Here is a 16,165-nt window from a genome sequence, read left to right as displayed (position 1 = left end):
TCGGGCTCAGATCCAGCGACGGGCGGTTGGTCAGAACCGCCCGTTCGCACATTCTGGCAGGTTTCGAACACACAAGATCACGATATAAGCGTGAAGACCATCGCGCGGGGAATGCCGGGATGTCTCGGCTGAACCTGTGGTTCCTGCCGCCTGCATTTTTTTCGCAGGCGGGCCATGGGGGCGGCCAGCTCCCGGCATTCCCTGCGCCCTCGTGTTTCGCGAGGGTTCGTCGATCCCATCAGCCCGGGCGCGCCGCGTCGCGGGATCGCACCGATGCGCGACTCATGGCCCATCCGGAGGGCGCGACGCGGGCAACGAGCGTGAGAGATAACGACTCGCGGGAGCGGATAGGCGATCGGCTCCAGTGGCGGTTTGCCCAGCGCGCGGGTGCTCGCGCCGCAGCCGGATTTGATCTACACGGGGGCGTTTACGATGGACCATTCATGACGTCTCGCGTGCACCGGCGCAAGGGACAATCCGGAGTTGCATATGTCGCCCAGCCAAGCATCGCCCCTGACACTCGTTGCGGAAACGGCCGAGATCCTGACCTCGCTCGGCGTTGCGCCGGAGCGGCTGCGCGGCGGGACGCGCGCCGCCCGTTCGCCCGTGACCGGCGAGGTGCTGGCCCATGTGCATGACGACAGCAGAGCGGATGCGACGGCGGTGATCGCACGCGCGCATGCCGCGTTCCTGCAGTGGCGACTCAAGCCGGCGCCGAAGCGCGGCGAACTGGTGCGGCTGTTCGGCGAGGAGCTGCGCGCCCACAAGGCCGCGCTCGGCCGCCTGGTCTCGATCGAGGCCGGCAAGATCGTCTCCGAGGGGCTCGGCGAGGTCCAGGAGATGATCGACATCTGCGACTTCGCCGTCGGCCTGTCGCGCCAGCTCTATGGCCTGACCATCGCCACCGAGCGCGCCGAGCACCGGATGATGGAGACCTGGCATCCCCTGGGGGTCACCGGCGTGATCTCGGCGTTCAACTTTCCGGTGGCGGTGTGGGCCTGGAATGCGGCGGTTGCGCTGGTGTGCGGCAACAGCGTCGTCTGGAAGCCGTCGGAGAAGACGCCGCTGACCGCGCTTGCGACCGACGCGCTGCTGGCGCGCGCGCTGCAGCGTTATCGCCGCGAGGGCGGCGAGGCCCCGGAGGGGCTCGCCGGCCTGCTGCTCGGCGGCCGCGCGGTGGGCGAGATGCTGGTCGACGATGCCAGGGTGCCGCTGGTGTCGGCGACAGGATCGACGGCCATGGGGCGCGTCGTCGGCGCCTGCCTTGCCGGCCGCTTTGCCCGCGCCATCCTCGAGCTCGGCGGCAACAATGCCGCGATCGTCACGCCCACCGCCGACCTCGATCTCACCTTGCGCGCGGTGGCGTTCGCGGCGATGGGCACCGCGGGCCAGCGCTGCACCAGCCTGCGCCGCCTGTTCGTGCATGCCGACGTCTACGCCCAGCTCGTGCCGCGGCTGAAGCAGGCCTATGCCTCGGTGGCGATCGGCAATCCGCTGGAGCAGGGCACCCTGATCGGACCGCTGATCGACCGCGGCGCCTATGACGCCATGCAGGATGCGCTGAGCGCCGCGCGGGATCACGGCGGCCGTGTGTTCGGCGGCGAGCGCGTCGCGGTCAGCGGCTGCGCGGAGGCCTATTACGTGCGGCCGGCGCTGGTCGAGATCGACGCACAATGCGGCCCGGTCGAGCGCGAGACGTTTGCGCCGATTCTCTACGTGATGCCGTATCGCGATCTCGATGCCGCGATCGAGCTGCACAATGCGGTGCCGCAGGGGTTGTCGTCGTCGATCTTCACCAATGATCTGCGCGAGGCCGAACTGTTCGTGTCGTCGCGCGGCTCCGATTGCGGCATCGCCAACGTCAATATTGGCCCCTCGGGCGCCGAGATCGGCGGCGCGTTCGGCGGTGAGAAGGAGACCGGCGGCGGCCGCGAGTCCGGCTCGGATTCATGGAAGGCCTATATGCGCCGGGCCACCAACACCGTGAACTACGGCCGCAGCCTGCCGCTGGCGCAGGGCGTCAGGTTCGACCTCGGCTGATCGACGTGATGGGTCTTCCTCATCGGCGGAACCGCTTCGATGTGTCGTGCGTTGCGCGCTGACAAGGAGATGCACCATGGCAGTGAAGAAGAAGACATCCACCGCGAAGTCAGCTACCGCAACATCCGGGCGCGGACGCAAGCAGGATCGCGCCCGCGTCGCGGGCGGACAGGACTACGAAGTCCGCTACGAAGCCAAGAAGAGCGGCCGCTCGGCGTCCGCGGTGAAGAAGGCGGTCAAGAAGGTCGGCAACAGCCGCAACAAGGTCGAGCGCAAGCTGACGCGCAAGTGACGTCAATGCTGCTTCGGCCGCTGCGGCGGCCGAAGCGATCCCCTCGCCCAGCCGAGCGCCTTGGGCGAGTGCAGCGGATCGGGCCCGTCGCAGGTTGGACAAACAAGCTGGCGACGTTCGCCCTTGCCCTCGCGCACCGCGAGCGCGCGACCGCAGGTCGGGCACGGCTTGCGCAGCAGCCATGGGACCGGATGCTTCTGCATGATGGCGTCTCCCGGTGGAGGCCTCAGGCTAGGGCATCTTGGGGTAGCCGCGGAATCACTTATTTGAATCGCGGCGGATCTTCCGGCTCTCCGTGCCGTGAACAATCAGGGCAGGTGTCGCCGGTCGCAGCCAGGACCTCACCGATGGCTGCGAGCGCGTCCGAACTGCACAGCCCGGGTGGTGGATCGTCGCGTGCGACGCAAAGCGCCCGCGCCAGCGCTTCCGGGTCGCCGCGTTCGCGCATCCAGCCGTGCCGTTCGCATTCGACGATCGCGCCGGCCTCGCGCAGGGTGGCGACCGCCCAGCGCTCGAGACGCTGGCTCGCGGAATGGTGTGTGACAGCAGTCGGCATCGGCCATTCTCTCCCGCCGGGAGAATCCATGAATCGGCGGGCGTTTCCAGGCCCGGCCTGCAGAGCAGGGATTCCAAAATGGAGGGACTGGCTGGCCGCGGATTATTCGGCGGCCCGGCTTGAGATCGCCGCGGCCCGGGGCCATCCTTGATGGAGTTCGCGTGAAACGGATGCAGGCAGGAATGCAGATCAGGGCCAACGAGGATTTGCTGCTCATCATCGATGTGCAGAACGATTTTTGTCCCGGCGGTGCGCTCGCCGTGGCCGACGGCGATGCCGTGGTGCCGGTGATCAACCGGCTGAGCGGGATGTTCGATCACGTCGTCCTGACCCAGGACTGGCACCCGGCGGGACACAGCTCGTTCGCCTCGAGCCACCCGGGCAAGGCGCCGTTCGAAAGCGTCACGATGCCCTACGGGCCGCAGACCCTGTGGCCGGACCACTGCATCCAGGGCACGCCGGGCGCCGCCTTCCATGCCGATCTTGCGACCGACAAGGCGCAGCTCATCATCCGCAAGGGCTTTCGCGCCGCGATCGATTCCTACTCGGCGTTCTTCGAGAACGATAAGACCACGCCCACGGGCCTCGCCGGATACCTGCGCGAGCGCGGCCTGAAGCGGGTTTTCCTGGTCGGTCTCGCCACCGATTTCTGCGTGCATTATTCGGCGGTCGATGCGCGGCGGCTCGGCTTTGCGGCCATCGTCGTCGACAACGCCTGCCGGGGCATCGACCTCGGCGGCTCGATGGCGGCGGCCAAGGCGCAGGGCGCGGAGGCCGGGGTCGAGCGGATCGCCGAGCTGGCGTGATGATCGTGGACTACGCCGCCGCGCCGATGGTCGGCTCGGCGATGGCGCCGGCGACGCGGACGCGGACGCGGAGCGCGTTGCCGGGGAGGTAGGCGATCGGCATGTCCTCGACATCGACCGTCTTGAGCGTGTCGCGGTCGGCGCCGGCCTGCACGGCGCGCACCTCGGCGATGGCCCGCGCCGCCGCGATGGCCTCGTCGCGGGTCATGTCGCGGAAGACCTGGTCGGCCTCGCCGGAGACCTGGGCGATGGCGGCGCCGACCGCATTGGCGCAGTCGCCATGGTCGACGCAGACGATGGTGGAGATGCCGGCGAGGCGCTCCGGCACCAGGAAGGCGCCGCCGCCGACCGCGAGCAGCGGCACGTCGCCCGCCTCGGTCTTCATGCGGTCGATGTCGCCTTCGAGCTTGCGGTGGGCGTCGGCGAGCGCGGCGTCGATCAGGCTTTTCGGCAGATGCGCGACGCGCGATCTGTCGCCGATGTCGATCAGCCCCGCTGCGACCGCGATGTCGGTCGCGGTGAGCTGGTCGCCGCCGAACACCAGCGCGTCGGATGTCAGCCGGTATCCGACGCTGAGCGGGCCGACACGGACCGGATCCTGCGTGATGTGGCTGCCGCCGCCGAGCCCGATCGAGAGCAGATCGGGCATGCGGAACAGCGTGCGGACGCCGCCGACCTCGACGACGGCGTTGGCCTCGCGCGGAAAACCGTGGCGCAGCTGGCCGATGTCGCTGGTGGTGCCGCCGACGTCGACGACCATGGCGTCGTCGAGGCCGGACAGATACGCGGCACCCCGCATGGAGTTGGTGGCGCCGGAGGCGAAGCTCATGACCGGGAAGGCGGTCGCGATCTCCGCCTGCATCACGGTGCCGTCGTTCTGCGTCAGGAACAGCGGCGCATCGATGCCGGACTCCGCGATCGCCTTGCGGAAAGCGGCGACCGTCGTGACCGCGAGGTCGTGCAGCGCGGCGTTGAGCAGGGCGGCGTTCTCGCGCTCGAGCAGTCCGATGCGGCCGAGGTCGTGCGAGAGCGTGACGGCCACATCAGGGCAGATCTCGGCCAGGATCTCGCGCGCCGTGTTCTCGCAGCTCGGATCGAGCGGAGAGAACGACGAGGCGACCGCAACCGCGCGCAGGCCCTTGGCCTTGATCGCGCGCGCGGCGGCCCTCAGGCCGTTGGTGTCGAGCGGCATGAAGGGGCGGCCGTCATAGTCATGGCCGCCTTCGAGCATGAAGGTCTCGCCGTTGACCAGGGCGGCGAGGTCGCCCGGCCAGTCGCAGAACGGCGGCAGCGAGGCGGAGGCCGGCATTCCGATGCGGATCGCGCCGATCTTCTGCAGGTGCCGCCGCTGCACCACCGCATTGATGAAATGCGTGGTGCCGATCACGACCGCATCGACCGGTACGGCCGCTGCGGGATTTTCTCGCAGCGCCTTCAGCGCCGCGAGGATGCCGGAGGTCACGTCGGCGGTGGTCGCAGCCTTGACGGAGTGAACGACCTGGTCGTCGGCAATCAGGACGGCGTCGGTGTTGGTGCCACCGACGTCAATGCCAATCCGCTTCATTCACTATGCTCCAGGGGGCGCAAACAGCGACCGGAAATCGAGGTCGTAACCGAAGGCGCGGGGGCCGACGAATTCGAGTCCGCGCGGGCTCGTCAGCACGGCAGGCGCCGGCAGCGCGATCACGGTGACGCGCTGGCCGTAGCGCACCGTCTCCGTGCCGATGCCGTGGCCGTTGACGCTGTCGAGCACGCAGATCAGGTCCGGCGACATCGCGATGGCTTCGCCATCGCGCCAGGCCACGATCCACTCGTTCTGGAACGACAGCTTCAGGCGCGTGCCGCGGTCATCGTCGCTGCCCTCCACGACGGCAGAGCCGCGCAAGAAACCTTCGGTGGTGCGGCGCTCGACGTCGACGATCTTGCCGCTGAACAGCCGCTGGCCACCCTCGCAATCGAGGATCGCGGCGATCGGATCCTGGTGGCTCCGGTTGGCGGCCTCGACCGCGCGGCCGATCGTGATGGCCTTGGTGGTCGTGAAATGGATGCCCCAGTCCTTGACCTCGCGGCCCGTGCGCGGCGCCTTGCTGGTCGAGGCGATCGAGCCCATCTCGACGCAGATCTTGCGGCTGGCGCGCTCCATCCACTTCCAGCTCGGCACCTTGGTCACGACGGCCTCGATGCCGCGCGGATCGTAGAGCGTGCAGGGATACGGCTTGAGGTCGCCGATCGCAACCGACGTCATCTGCGCCTCGGGAAAGGCGCGGCCCATGCAGTCGGCGTCGACTACGGGGATGTTCAGATGTGCTGCCGCCATCAGCGCCTGCATGCCATTGCCGCCGCCGATCTCGACCGACATCACGGCGCGAAATGTGATGCCGTTGAGCTCCTCCTGCATGCGCACCGCACGCGCAATGCTGCGGCTGTCGGCGAGCCGTTCCTGCCCGACCAAGGGGGCGCCCATGTTGGAGACCACGGCGACCCAGTCGTCGTCGGCAAGATCGAGCGGCGACATCATCTGCACGCGATGTCCCTCGGCATAGAGCCGACGCAGGTTGAGCAGGCCGAGATAGGGACTGCCGCCGCCGCCGGTGCCGAGGATCCAGGCGCCGACCGCGAGCGCCTCGATGTCGTCGAGGCCGATCGTCTTCAATTCCACCCCGCTCACGACAACAGTTCCTCGACAATGCGGGCGGCTGCGGCGATCGACAGGATCACGGGCCCGGAATAATGGCGGCGGACGCGGGCCTTGTTGGCGCTGGTGTAGCTCATGCAGTCGAGCACGACGAGGTCGGGCTGCTTGGCCGCCATCGCGCGCGCCGCGGCGTCGACGGCTGCGTCATCGGAGCCCGGTTGCAGCGTGACGCCGACCACCTCGACGTGATCACGCTGCCATTTGCCGGCGATCAGCGCGGTCTGCTCGGCCAGCGGCGAGAACACGCCGAGCCGGCCCCTCGGCAGCACGGCTTCCACCATCTTGTGCAGCACTGCCGAGGGCAGGATCACGAGCCCTTCTGGCGCGAGGTTGGGAAACTTGCCCGTACAGGCCAGCATCGCGACGTCGATGCCGTCGTGCCGAAATTTCGCGAGCTGTGCATTGGCCCGGCCCTCGACCGCCTTCTTGCTGATGCGCACGTTGTCACCGTTGGGCAGCAAGGTGAACAGCGCATCGGCGCCGTCGACCGGCGGGATGCGATCGATCTCGCCGCGGCTCATGCCGTCGAGCGCGCCGCGCAATTCGATGGTCGTGCCGTGAGACAGCACGGCTGCGATCTCGGCTTCGATCGCGGGGCGCGGGCTCTGGCCGATGACGACGACGCCCATGCGCCGTTGCGAAGGGCGATCCGCCACATCGAGGGAAGGGGACGGGAGTATGACGTTCACAATATCAATCCTCGAGAATGACGAGATCGGTCGGCCGCCAGCCGAGCGCGACGGCTTGGCCGGGTGCGTGGAGTGGACCGGCTCCTGAATTCGGCTGCTGAGCCAGCACCCGCTCGCCACCGTCCAGGACGATGCGGTAGAGGACGGCACCGCCAAGGAAGTTCGTGCTCTCGACCGTACCGCGTGCGGACGTGCCCTTGCTCTCGGCATCGACCGGGCCGGCTGGCGACACCATGATCTTCTCCGGCCGCAAGGCGACCGACAGAACCTCGCCACCGGCCGTTGCGGACACATCCGGCAGGGCCAGCACCAGGCCGTTGCCGACCGCGATTCCGGTCCCGTGGTCCAGCGTCACGCGCTGGCCGCGGAAGATATTGGTGTCGCCGATGAAGTCGGCGACGAAGCGGGTTCGCGGCTGGTCGTAGATCTCGACCGGTGTGCCGATCTGCTCGACGCGGCCGGCGTTCATCACCGCGATGCGGTCGGACATCGCCAGCGCCTCCTCCTGGTCGTGGGTGACGAAGACGAGGGTGAGGCCGAGAGTCTTCTGCAGTTGCTTGAGCTCGAACTGCATCTGCTGGCGCAGCTTCTTGTCGAGCGCGCCGAGCGGCTCGTCACAGAGCAGCACGCGCGGCGAGATGACGATGGCGCGGGCGAGCGCGACGCGCTGCTGCTGGCCGCCCGACAATTGTGCCGGCCTGCGGTCCTCCATGCCGGACAGCTCGACCATCGCCAGCGCGGCCGTGACCTTGGACGCGATCGTGGCCTTGTCGGTCTTGCGCATGCGCAGGCCGAAGGCGACGTTCTCCGCCACCGTCCGGTGCGGAAACAGCGCATAGTTCTGGAACACCATCGCCATGTCGCGCCTGTGCGCGGGGACATGGGTGATGTCGGCGCCGTCGACGCGGATCTCGCCGGTGCTGGGGCTGTCGAAGCCCGCGATCATGCGCAGCGTGGTGGTCTTGCCGCAGCCGGACGGGCCGAGCAGCGAGAAGAACTCGCCCGGACGGATGTCCATGGCGACCGCGTCGACGGCGCGTACGCCGCCGTCATAGACCTTGCTGACGCTGGCGATCTCGATGCTTGCGCTCATGCGCGGAAGATCCGGTTGACCCGGCTGTCGATCACGTCCTTCTGCGCGTTGTACCACTTCCAGTCGACCTGGATCAGCTTGCTGACCTTTTCCGGAGTGGTCAGCAGCTTGGCGTCGTACTTGGCGTCGAGCTTCACCTTCTTGTTGGCCGGCGAGTACCAGACGGTCTCGGCGAGGCGCTTTTGGACCTCGGGGCGCAGCATGTAGTTCACATAGGCGTTGGCGAGCTCCTTCATCTTGCTGCCGGGTGTGATGCTCAGCACCTGCTCCAGCGACAGCACGCCCTCGCTCGGGGTGACGAAGTCGATCGGCTGGTTTTGTCCGTCATAGCGGTAGATGCCGGAGTCGTGGATCACGCCGAGGCCGACCTCGCCGGACAGGAACAGCTTCTCCATCGCGCCGGTGAAGTCGACGAGCTTGATCGGCTTCAGCTTCTCGAGCGCCGCATAGGCCGCGTCGAGATCGGTCTGCCCCTTTCCGTAGAGAGTGCCGCACATCATCAGGAAAGCCTGTCCCAGGCTGTTGACAGGGATCACATAGCCGCCGCGCACGCCGTTGTACTTCGCGTCCCACAGCTCCTTCCAGGACGTGACGTTGGCGTAGCCCTTGTCGGTGCGCATGCCCAAGCCAATGGCGCTGGTGAAGATGCAGACACCGACGATCTTGTCGCTGACCGCGTAGGGGTAGACGTCGGCCATGTTCGGCACCAGCTTGGGGTCGACCTTCGGCTCGACGAGGCCCATCTCGACGGCTGCCCACTGCTCGTTGGAGTTGGTGTGCAGCACGTCGTAGATCGGCGCGGAGCGCGAGCTCGCCTGCAGCTTCGGCAGGAACGGCAGCGCAGTGTCGGTCCTGAGCTTACACTTGAACTCGCTTTCGAAGGCGGGGCCGATCTCGGCCTTCATGACGTCGCCCCATTTGCCGCCCCAGCCGGTGATGTTCAGCACGGGCTCCTCGGCGCGCGCGACGTAAGGCGCCGCGACGACGCCTGCACCAAGCGCAGCAGCCGAAGTCAGCAGGCGCCGGCGGCTCATGGGGAAGCGACGCGATGAGTCGGTCATGTCCGGAATCTCCCTTAGAGTTTGACGTAGGAGCGCAGGCCAACGGTGCGGTCGAGCGCGATGACGACGATGAAGGCGAGCAGGATCGAGACCACCGAGGCCGCGCCGATGGTGCCGTCGAGATCGAACTTCAGATAGTTGAACAGCGTGATCGGCAAGGTCTCGCTGCCCGGCGCGACCAAAAACAGAGACACCGGGAATTGGTCGAACGAGACGATGAAAGCAAAGATCGCGCCTGCCAGAACGCCGGGCTTCACCAGCGGCAGCGTGATCTCGAAGAAGGTCCGGGTGGGGCTGGCGCCAAGATTTTGCGCAGCTTCCTCCAGCCTGACATCGAAATTATGCAACACGGCGAGGGTGGTGCGCACCACGTAGGGAATCGTCACCAGCGTATGGCCGGCGACAAGGCCCCACAACGGGCGCCCGACATCGAGCAGCACATAGGACTGGAACAGTGCAAGACCGGTCAGGATCGCGGGCAGCATCAGCGGCGACAGCATGGTCGCCACGATCAGGCGAGAGCCCGGCAGGTTGCCGCGCGCGACCGCCAGCGCGGCCGACGCGCCGAGCACGGTGGCCGCGACCGTGGTCATCGCTGCGACCTCGATGCTCAAGAGCAGCGCGTGCATGAAGTCGCGCGAGGCGAAGAATTTCTCGAACCAGCGCAAGGAGACGCCGACCGGTGGAAACTGGATGAAGGGCGTCGGATTCAGCGCGAACACGATCACGATCGCGATCGGCGCCAGGAGGAAGGCGAGGATGGCGCTGTTGGCGGCGAGATAGAGCCTGCGGCCCCACCGGAGCGGCGTCGTGCTGCGACGGGCAGGTGCCGCCCCCAGATCGATCGGCGCAGCAAGCGGCGGCTGCGATCCTGGAGCAAGGCTCGTCATCTGCGCCCTCATTGCAGCTCGCGCTGGCCCGAGACGAGGCCGAGCACGTGATTATACGCGATGACGAGCGAGAGCGAAACGACGAGCAGCACCATGCCGAGCGCAGCCGCGAAGCCGACGTTGAAGTTGGCGGAGATCTGCTGGTAGATCAGGATCGGCAAGGTCATGACCTGGAAGCCGCCGAGCAGGATCGGGGTCACATAGGCGCTGATCGCGAGCGCGAACACGAGCAGCGACCCGGCGAGGATGCCGGGCAGGCTGAGCGGCAGGGTGACTTCGAGAAAAGCGCGCCACGGGCTGGCGCCGAGATTCTCCGCCGCCTGCTCCAGCCGTTCGTCGATGCGGCCGATCACGCCGGTCAGCGTCAGCACCATGAACGGCACATAGATGTGGACGAGGCCGATGATGATGCCGGTCTCATTGTACATCAGTTGCAACGGCCTGGTGACCAGCCCGAGCGAGGTCAGGATCTGGTTGATGACACCCTTGTCGGACAGCAGCGTCATCCAGGCGAAGGTACGCACCACGATGCCGGTCAGCATCGGCGCCAGCACGGCCATCAGCAGCAGCGCGTGGCCGGTGCGGCTCTTGATCCGCGCCATCCAATGCGCGAGCGGATAGCCGATCATGAGCGCGGCCAGGGTCGTCCAGAGGCCGATCCGGATCGTGGTCCAGATCACCTCGAGATAGTAGCCGTCATCGCCCATGCGGGCATAGTGCCTGGCGGTGAGGGCGACGTTCGGCATGACCACGGGGTTGCCGGTCAGGACGCTCATCACCGCCATCAATCCGATCGGCAGGAAGAAGAACAGCGCAAAAAGCAGCGCGCTCGGCAGGATCAACAGCGCCAGGCTGTTGACGCGCGGCGCGCTGCTGCTCGTCATCAGGAGGCCAGTCCGGCCAATTGCTCGATGGTCTGGCCAAGCGGATCGCCGGTCATGCGCCGCAGCTTCGCGGCCATGCCGCCGAGCTCGCGGCGGACGTTGGCGCGCTCGATCTCGGTGGTGGCCTGGACCGAGTAGGAGACGGCGATGCCGATCAGCTCACCGCTCTCGCCGCTCGCCAGCGCAAAGCCCTGCGAGCCGACGCCCTCGATGGCCTCGTCGGCGGCGTCCGAGATGCCGGTCCGGCGGATCTCGTTCAGCCGCGCCATCAGCTCGGTGAAGTTCTGCGGCGAGTTGGCCGGGACCTTCGGATAGTCGAGCGGCACGCGCGCCCGGATCTCCTGGTCCGACAGACGCGCCAGCATGGCGCGGCCGTTCGAGGTGATGATGGCCGGCGTGCGCTGGCCCGGCGGGTTGACGACGCGCAGCGGGTTGGAGCCGGGCACGATGCGCAGCACCACCTGCTGATAGCCGTCGAGCACGGCGATGTAGCCGGTGTGTCCGGTGCGCGCGCAGACATCACGCAGCTCGCGCTCGGCGGTGGCGATCAGGTCGTCATGGGCCCGGTGCAGCCGCCCGAGCTCGAAGGTGAGCAGGCCCGGCCGGTAGCGGCGGCTGTGCGGATCCTGCTCGAGCAGGCCGCAATCGCGCAGCGAGCGGAGCAGGCGTGAGGTCGAGCTCTTCGGCTTGCCGGTCAGGACCTGGACGTCGGCAAAGGAGAGGTCGGGCCGCGCGGTCGAGAAGCAGCGCAGGATGTCGATGGCGTTGGTCAGGGCGCTCATGATGATACCGTTTGTTCCATTTTTTGGAACGTAGTCCCGAATTCTAGAAGCGGCAGGGCGACTGCCGCAAGGCGAAATTACTGGCAAGCAGGTGCCCGAATGCGCGTCAGGGTGGTGGGCGGGGCGCCGGGCGCTGAAGGAGCATGCTCGGCCTCACTGCACCGCGGCCGACCTGATGCGACCGATGACGGCGTCCACGTCCGTCCAGGCCGGCTTGTCCGGGGCGAATTGCTGACGGAGATAGGAGACGAGTTCGGCAAGCTGGACGTCGCTGAGATGGTCCTTGAACGCCGGCATGTAGCCGAGATCGGACGAGGCCGGCTTCATGATCCCGTGCAGGATCACCTGGATCAGGTTGTCGGGTGTGGCGCTGTGCAGGTTGCTGTTCAGCGCCAGCGAGGGCCGGCTGCCGAACAGCGGCAGGCCGCCGATCTCGTGACAGACCGCGCAGGCGCCGAGATAGAGCCGGGCGGCCGGAGATGCCGCCGAGGTCACCCTGGTGCGCGCCTCCAACTCCGCTGCCGTCGCCTCCAGCTTCGCTGCCTCGGGCGAGGGCGTCTGGAAGGAGGCGAGATAGACCGCCATGGCCCGAATGTCTGCGTCGGGCAGCGTCGCGAGATCCTTCACGATCGGCGCCATCGGACCGGCGGCCACGCCATGGAGGCGCGACTGACCGGAGCGGAGATAGGTGTAGAACTCGTCCTCGGTCCACGGGATCGGGGCAGTCGAGAGCGCGGTCAGCGCGGGGGCTTCCCAGCCCTCCGCGAAGCCGCCAGCCAGATATGCGTTGCGCTGCTCGGCACCGAGCGCATTGCGCGGCGAATGACAGGCGCTGCAATGGCCGAGGCTTTCGACGAGATAGAAGCCGCGATTCCACTGCTCCGATTGGGTTGGATCAGGCCTGAACGGCTGGGTGTCATGAAACAGCGCGTTCCATCCGGCGATCAGCGGCCGCAGGTTGAACGGGAAGCGCAGCGCGTTGTCGGGCGCCTGCTGTCTCACCGGCACCTGTGCCATCAGGTAGGCGTAGAGCGCCTGCAGGTCGGCCTCATCGGTTCGCGCGAAATGGGTGTAGGGAAACGCCGGATAGAGCTGCCGGCCGTCGCGGTGCACGCCCTCGCGCATGGCGCGCTCGAAGGCGGGATAGGACCAGGCGCCGATGCCGGTCTCGACGTCGGGCGTGATGTTGGTGCTGAACAGCGTGCCGAACGGCGTCTCCAGCGCACGGCCGCCGGCATTGATCAGGCCGCCATCCGCGGTGTGACAAACCGCGCAATTGCCGAGCGCCGCGAGTGCCTCGCCGCGTGCGATCGTCGCGGCGGAATAGACCGAGGGATCGGGGCGCGTGATCGGCGCGATGGCGCGCCAGGGCAACACGGCGGTGGCGACGCCGATCGCCGCGGCGCAGGCCGCGACGGCGCTGGCGATCACGCCGCCCCGCCTGGCAAAGGGCTTGAGCCATGTGGTCGCCGGTCTTTCAGGGGCGGGCAGCGACTGCGGCGCCGGCGTCTCGACCTGTTCGCCGCGCAGCCCTTTCAGAATGCGCTCCGGCGTGAATGGCGGCTCGCGGAAGCGGACGCCGGTGGCGTCGTAGATCGCATTGGCGATCGCAGCGGCGCTCGGCACGGACGCGGACTCGCCGACGCCGAGCGGCGGCTGATCCGGTCTCGGCAGCATCAGCACGTCGATCTCAGGCAAATCGGGGAAGGTGATGATCGGATACGCACCCCATTCCCGCGCCGCGACCTTGCCGCGCGAAAACGGAATCTCCTCCATCAGCGCCCGGCTGGTGGATTGGATGACGTTGCCTTCGATCTGGTGGCGTACGCCGTCCGGATTGATCATCAGGCCGGAGTCCTGGCCTGCGATGACCCGCGTGACGCTGACGTCGCCGGTCGTCGTATTCACCGCGACATCGGCGATCCACGCCGACCAAGCCGCGCCGTAGCCGGGAAACTTGCTGTGGACGTAGAGCGCATAGGCGAAGCCGCGGCCATGGACGACGCCGTTCTCGGGCGTCTTCTCTTCCCTCACGGGGCGCGGCGTCCAGCCGGCGCGTTCGGCCACGGCGTTCACGAGATCACGCGCGCGCTCGTCCTTCAGATAGCGCAGCCGGTATTCGATCGGGTCGACGCCAGCCTCCGCCGCGAGCTCGTCGATATAGGACTCATGCGCGAAGGTGTTGGGCAGCGCCGAGACGCCGCGGATCCAGGACGCACGCACGATCGGCGGCATGTCATGCGCAGTGACGCGCATGTGGTCGTAGTCGTAAGGCGGGATCGCGGTGCGATCGCCCATCTCGAACACCGCAGGCTCCGGCGCGATGCGGCCGGTCAGCAGCAGCGCCAGCGTCGGCGCGCCGTTCGACGGATAGCGCGTGGCGAACTCATAGGCCGCAACCGAGCCATCGGCATTGAGGCCGCCATTGACGTCCATCAGCTGTGCGGTGCCCTTGGGCTCCCACAGATGCTCCTGCTCGCGCGACAATTGCACCCGCACCGGACGGCCGACCGCGCGCGACAGCAGCAGCGCATCGGCGGTGACATCGTCGGCGCAGTTGCGGCCATAACAGCCGGCGGCCTCCAGCCGGATCAGCTCGATGTGATCCTCTGGACAGTCGATCAGCTTGGCGAGATCGCCGCGCAGGATGTGCGGATTCTGCGTGCCGGAATAAATGCGGGTCTGCCCGTCGCGATAGTCGGCCACCGCGCAGGACGGCCCGATCGAGCCGTGCATCTGGTAGGGCCAGAGATAGGTCCGCCGCATCGGCTTGGCGGCGCCGGCGATGGCGGCATCGACATCGCCCTTGTCGAGCAGCCGACGCGGCTCGGACGGATTGGCGCGCAGCGCGTTCTCGACATCGTCGAGGTCGCGCAAGCTCGGCACCGGCTTCCAATTCGCCTGGAGCCGCTCGGCGGCGAGGATCGCGTTCTCCTCGCGCTCGGCGACGACGCCGATGAAGTCGCCGATGACGACGACGTCAACCAGGCCAGGGACGTCGCGCACCGACTCCCTGTCGACGCCAAGAAGGCTGGTGCCGATGAAGGGGCCGGCATCGACACCGGCATAGGGTGGACGCACGACGCGGCCATGCAGCATGCCGGGGACGCGAACGTCATGGACATAAGTGAGTTCACCGGCCGCCTTTGCCGGCAGATCGACGCGCGGCACCGACCGGCCGACGACCTGATAGTCGTTCACCGACTTGACGACGATATCGTCGGCGAGCGCGAGGCGGAACGTCTCATCGCCGATCAGCTCGCCATAGCTGAGGACGCGGTTGTCGGGACCGCGGACCAGTCCGTCCTCGACCCTCAAATCCACGACGTCGAGGTCGAGTTGCGCTGCCGCCCGCGCCAGGAGGAAGGCGCGGGCCTGCGCCGCAGCCTTGCGCAGCGGCACGGCGGTGATCTGAATTGTCTCGCTGGCGATGGTTGCGCCCTGATTCGGCACGACCGCGGTGTCCCCGAGCACGACCACGACACGGGCGAAGGAGACATCCAGCTCTTCCGCGACGATCTGTCCCAGCGCGGTTCGGATGCCGGTGCCGAGATCGACATGGCCGTTGAAGGCGGAAACCTCGCCTGCGGCCGTGATCCGGATGAAGGTTTCGAACCGGCCATCGTTGCCGGCGATGGGACGTTCGACAGCCAGCCAGCCGCGAGGCGTGTCGGCGTCCTTGGTGAGGCGATCGTTCATCAGTCCAGCGCCTCGAGCGTGTGGCCGGCCGCGCGCATCGCCGCGCGGAGGATCTCGACATGGGCACCGCAGCGGCAGAGATTGTAGCGCAGCGCCTGCTTGATCTCGTCGCGTGACGGATCGGGCTTGATCGCCAGCAGCGCCTTGGTCGTCATGATCATGCCGTTGAGGCAGTAGCCGCATTGCGCGGCCTGCTCGGCGATGAAGGCCTGCTGCACCGGATCGGGCGCCTCGCGCGAACCCAGCCCTTCCAGCGTGGTGACGTCGCGGCCGATGCAGCCTTCCACCGGAATGACGCAGGAGCGGGCGGCACGGCCGTCGATCAGCACGGTGCAGGCGCCGCATTCACCGAGGCCGCAGCCGTATTTCGGACCGTTCAGAGCGAGGTCGTTGCGCAGCACGTGAAGCAGGGGCGTGTCCGGCGCGGCCGCAACGTCATGCGCCCGTCCGTTCACGGTCAGCCGAATCGTTGCTGGCGTCATGCCCTTCTGCCGTCCGCTGTGCTATCGTTAACGAGGATGCGATGGTGATCGCTCCGAGCGTATCGTTTGTGTACTAACATGCAAGTGCCACGTTTTGCGCTGCAGCGTGTGCACGATTTGTCGTCATTGTGCAGGGCAAACTGATCGTTTATCCGGCAATCGTGCTTTTCGTTCGCGGTGGCGCTTGACAGTCGGC

15 protein-coding genes are annotated in these 16,165 nt (G+C 67.4%); 3 read left to right on the top strand and 12 right to left on the bottom strand.

The genetic code is table 11. The features are described 5' to 3' along the window. The first annotated feature begins 489 nt into the window (after window positions 1–489). Window positions 490–2,040, top strand: a complete 1,551-nt coding sequence (gene amaB / locus ACQR1F_RS25660) for an L-piperidine-6-carboxylate dehydrogenase (protein ID WP_434914079.1) — start codon at window positions 490–492, stop codon at window positions 2,038–2,040. 76 nt (window positions 2,041–2,116) lie between these two features. Continuing rightward, window positions 2,117–2,332, top strand: coding sequence for a DUF3606 domain-containing protein (locus ACQR1F_RS25655; RefSeq protein WP_315802267.1), 216 nt, complete (start codon window positions 2,117–2,119; stop codon window positions 2,330–2,332). Between the two features lie 2 nt (window positions 2,333–2,334). On the opposite strand, the gene ACQR1F_RS25650 is transcribed toward ACQR1F_RS25655, so the two are convergent. Both ACQR1F_RS25650 and ACQR1F_RS25645 read right to left on the bottom strand, forming a co-directional pair. Beyond that, window positions 2,335–2,535 (bottom strand): hypothetical protein, encoded by a 201-nt coding sequence (locus ACQR1F_RS25650; RefSeq protein WP_434845306.1) that lies wholly within the window; start codon window positions 2,533–2,535, stop codon window positions 2,335–2,337. Between the two features lie 59 nt (window positions 2,536–2,594). Continuing rightward, the gene (locus ACQR1F_RS25645; RefSeq protein WP_434914078.1) at window positions 2,595–2,888 is read right to left on the bottom strand and encodes a hypothetical protein; all 294 of its coding nucleotides are present in this window, start codon (window positions 2,886–2,888) and stop codon (window positions 2,595–2,597) included. A 170-nt stretch (window positions 2,889–3,058) separates the two neighbouring features. Here ACQR1F_RS25645 and pncA point away from each other — a divergent pair, with 170 nt between their 5' ends. Further along, on the top strand, window positions 3,059–3,694 hold the full coding sequence (gene pncA / locus ACQR1F_RS25640) for a bifunctional nicotinamidase/pyrazinamidase (RefSeq protein ID WP_434845626.1): 636 nt from the start codon (window positions 3,059–3,061) through the stop codon (window positions 3,692–3,694). A gap of 10 nt (window positions 3,695–3,704) precedes the next feature. On the opposite strand, the gene ACQR1F_RS25635 is transcribed toward pncA, so the two are convergent. The 10 genes from ACQR1F_RS25635 to ACQR1F_RS25590 form a co-directional block, all read right to left on the bottom strand. After that, the gene (locus ACQR1F_RS25635; protein ID WP_434914077.1) at window positions 3,705–5,258 is read right to left on the bottom strand and encodes a hydantoinase/oxoprolinase N-terminal domain-containing protein; all 1,554 of its coding nucleotides are present in this window, start codon (window positions 5,256–5,258) and stop codon (window positions 3,705–3,707) included. Between the two features lie 3 nt (window positions 5,259–5,261). Beyond that, the gene (locus tag ACQR1F_RS25630; protein ID WP_315802271.1) at window positions 5,262–6,362 is read right to left on the bottom strand and encodes a DUF917 domain-containing protein; all 1,101 of its coding nucleotides are present in this window, start codon (window positions 6,360–6,362) and stop codon (window positions 5,262–5,264) included. After that, window positions 6,359–7,018: an AroM family protein gene (locus ACQR1F_RS25625; RefSeq protein ID WP_434914076.1), complete on the bottom strand. Its 660-nt coding sequence runs from the start codon at window positions 7,016–7,018 to the stop codon at window positions 6,359–6,361. Before ACQR1F_RS25625 ends, ACQR1F_RS25630 begins: the two co-directional genes overlap by 4 nt. Window positions 7,019–7,082: 64 nt before the next feature. Then, window positions 7,083–8,171 carry an ABC transporter ATP-binding protein gene (locus tag ACQR1F_RS25620; RefSeq protein WP_316178309.1) on the bottom strand — a complete coding sequence of 363 codons (1,089 nt, stop codon included), beginning with the start codon at window positions 8,169–8,171 and terminating at the stop codon, window positions 7,083–7,085. Beyond that, window positions 8,168–9,232, bottom strand: coding sequence for an ABC transporter substrate-binding protein (locus tag ACQR1F_RS25615; RefSeq protein WP_316178311.1), 1,065 nt, complete (start codon window positions 9,230–9,232; stop codon window positions 8,168–8,170). Before ACQR1F_RS25615 ends, ACQR1F_RS25620 begins: the two co-directional genes overlap by 4 nt. A 14-nt stretch (window positions 9,233–9,246) precedes the next feature. Continuing rightward, window positions 9,247–10,122 (bottom strand): ABC transporter permease, encoded by an 876-nt coding sequence (locus tag ACQR1F_RS25610; protein ID WP_315802275.1) that lies wholly within the window; start codon window positions 10,120–10,122, stop codon window positions 9,247–9,249. Between the two features lie 8 nt (window positions 10,123–10,130). Further along, the gene (locus ACQR1F_RS25605) at window positions 10,131–11,006 is read right to left on the bottom strand and encodes an ABC transporter permease (RefSeq protein WP_434914075.1); all 876 of its coding nucleotides are present in this window, start codon (window positions 11,004–11,006) and stop codon (window positions 10,131–10,133) included. After that, window positions 11,006–11,788 (bottom strand): IclR family transcriptional regulator, encoded by a 783-nt coding sequence (locus tag ACQR1F_RS25600; protein ID WP_316178317.1) that lies wholly within the window; start codon window positions 11,786–11,788, stop codon window positions 11,006–11,008. The genes ACQR1F_RS25605 and ACQR1F_RS25600 overlap by 1 nt, the downstream gene beginning before the upstream one ends. Before the next feature lie 153 nt (window positions 11,789–11,941). Beyond that, window positions 11,942–15,487 (bottom strand): molybdopterin cofactor-binding domain-containing protein, encoded by a 3,546-nt coding sequence (locus tag ACQR1F_RS25595; protein ID WP_434914074.1) that lies wholly within the window; start codon window positions 15,485–15,487, stop codon window positions 11,942–11,944. Beyond that, the gene (locus tag ACQR1F_RS25590; RefSeq protein WP_315802279.1) at window positions 15,487–15,969 is read right to left on the bottom strand and encodes a (2Fe-2S)-binding protein; all 483 of its coding nucleotides are present in this window, start codon (window positions 15,967–15,969) and stop codon (window positions 15,487–15,489) included. The genes ACQR1F_RS25595 and ACQR1F_RS25590 overlap by 1 nt, the downstream gene beginning before the upstream one ends. Window positions 15,970–16,165: the final 196 nt, after the last annotated feature.

This window comes from Bradyrhizobium sp. HKCCYLS3013, from assembly GCF_051167615.1.
Lineage (GTDB): Bacteria > Pseudomonadota > Alphaproteobacteria > Rhizobiales > Xanthobacteraceae > Bradyrhizobium.
The sequence above is the reverse complement of the archived record's forward strand: the minus strand, read 5'-3'. Positions and strand labels throughout refer to the sequence as shown.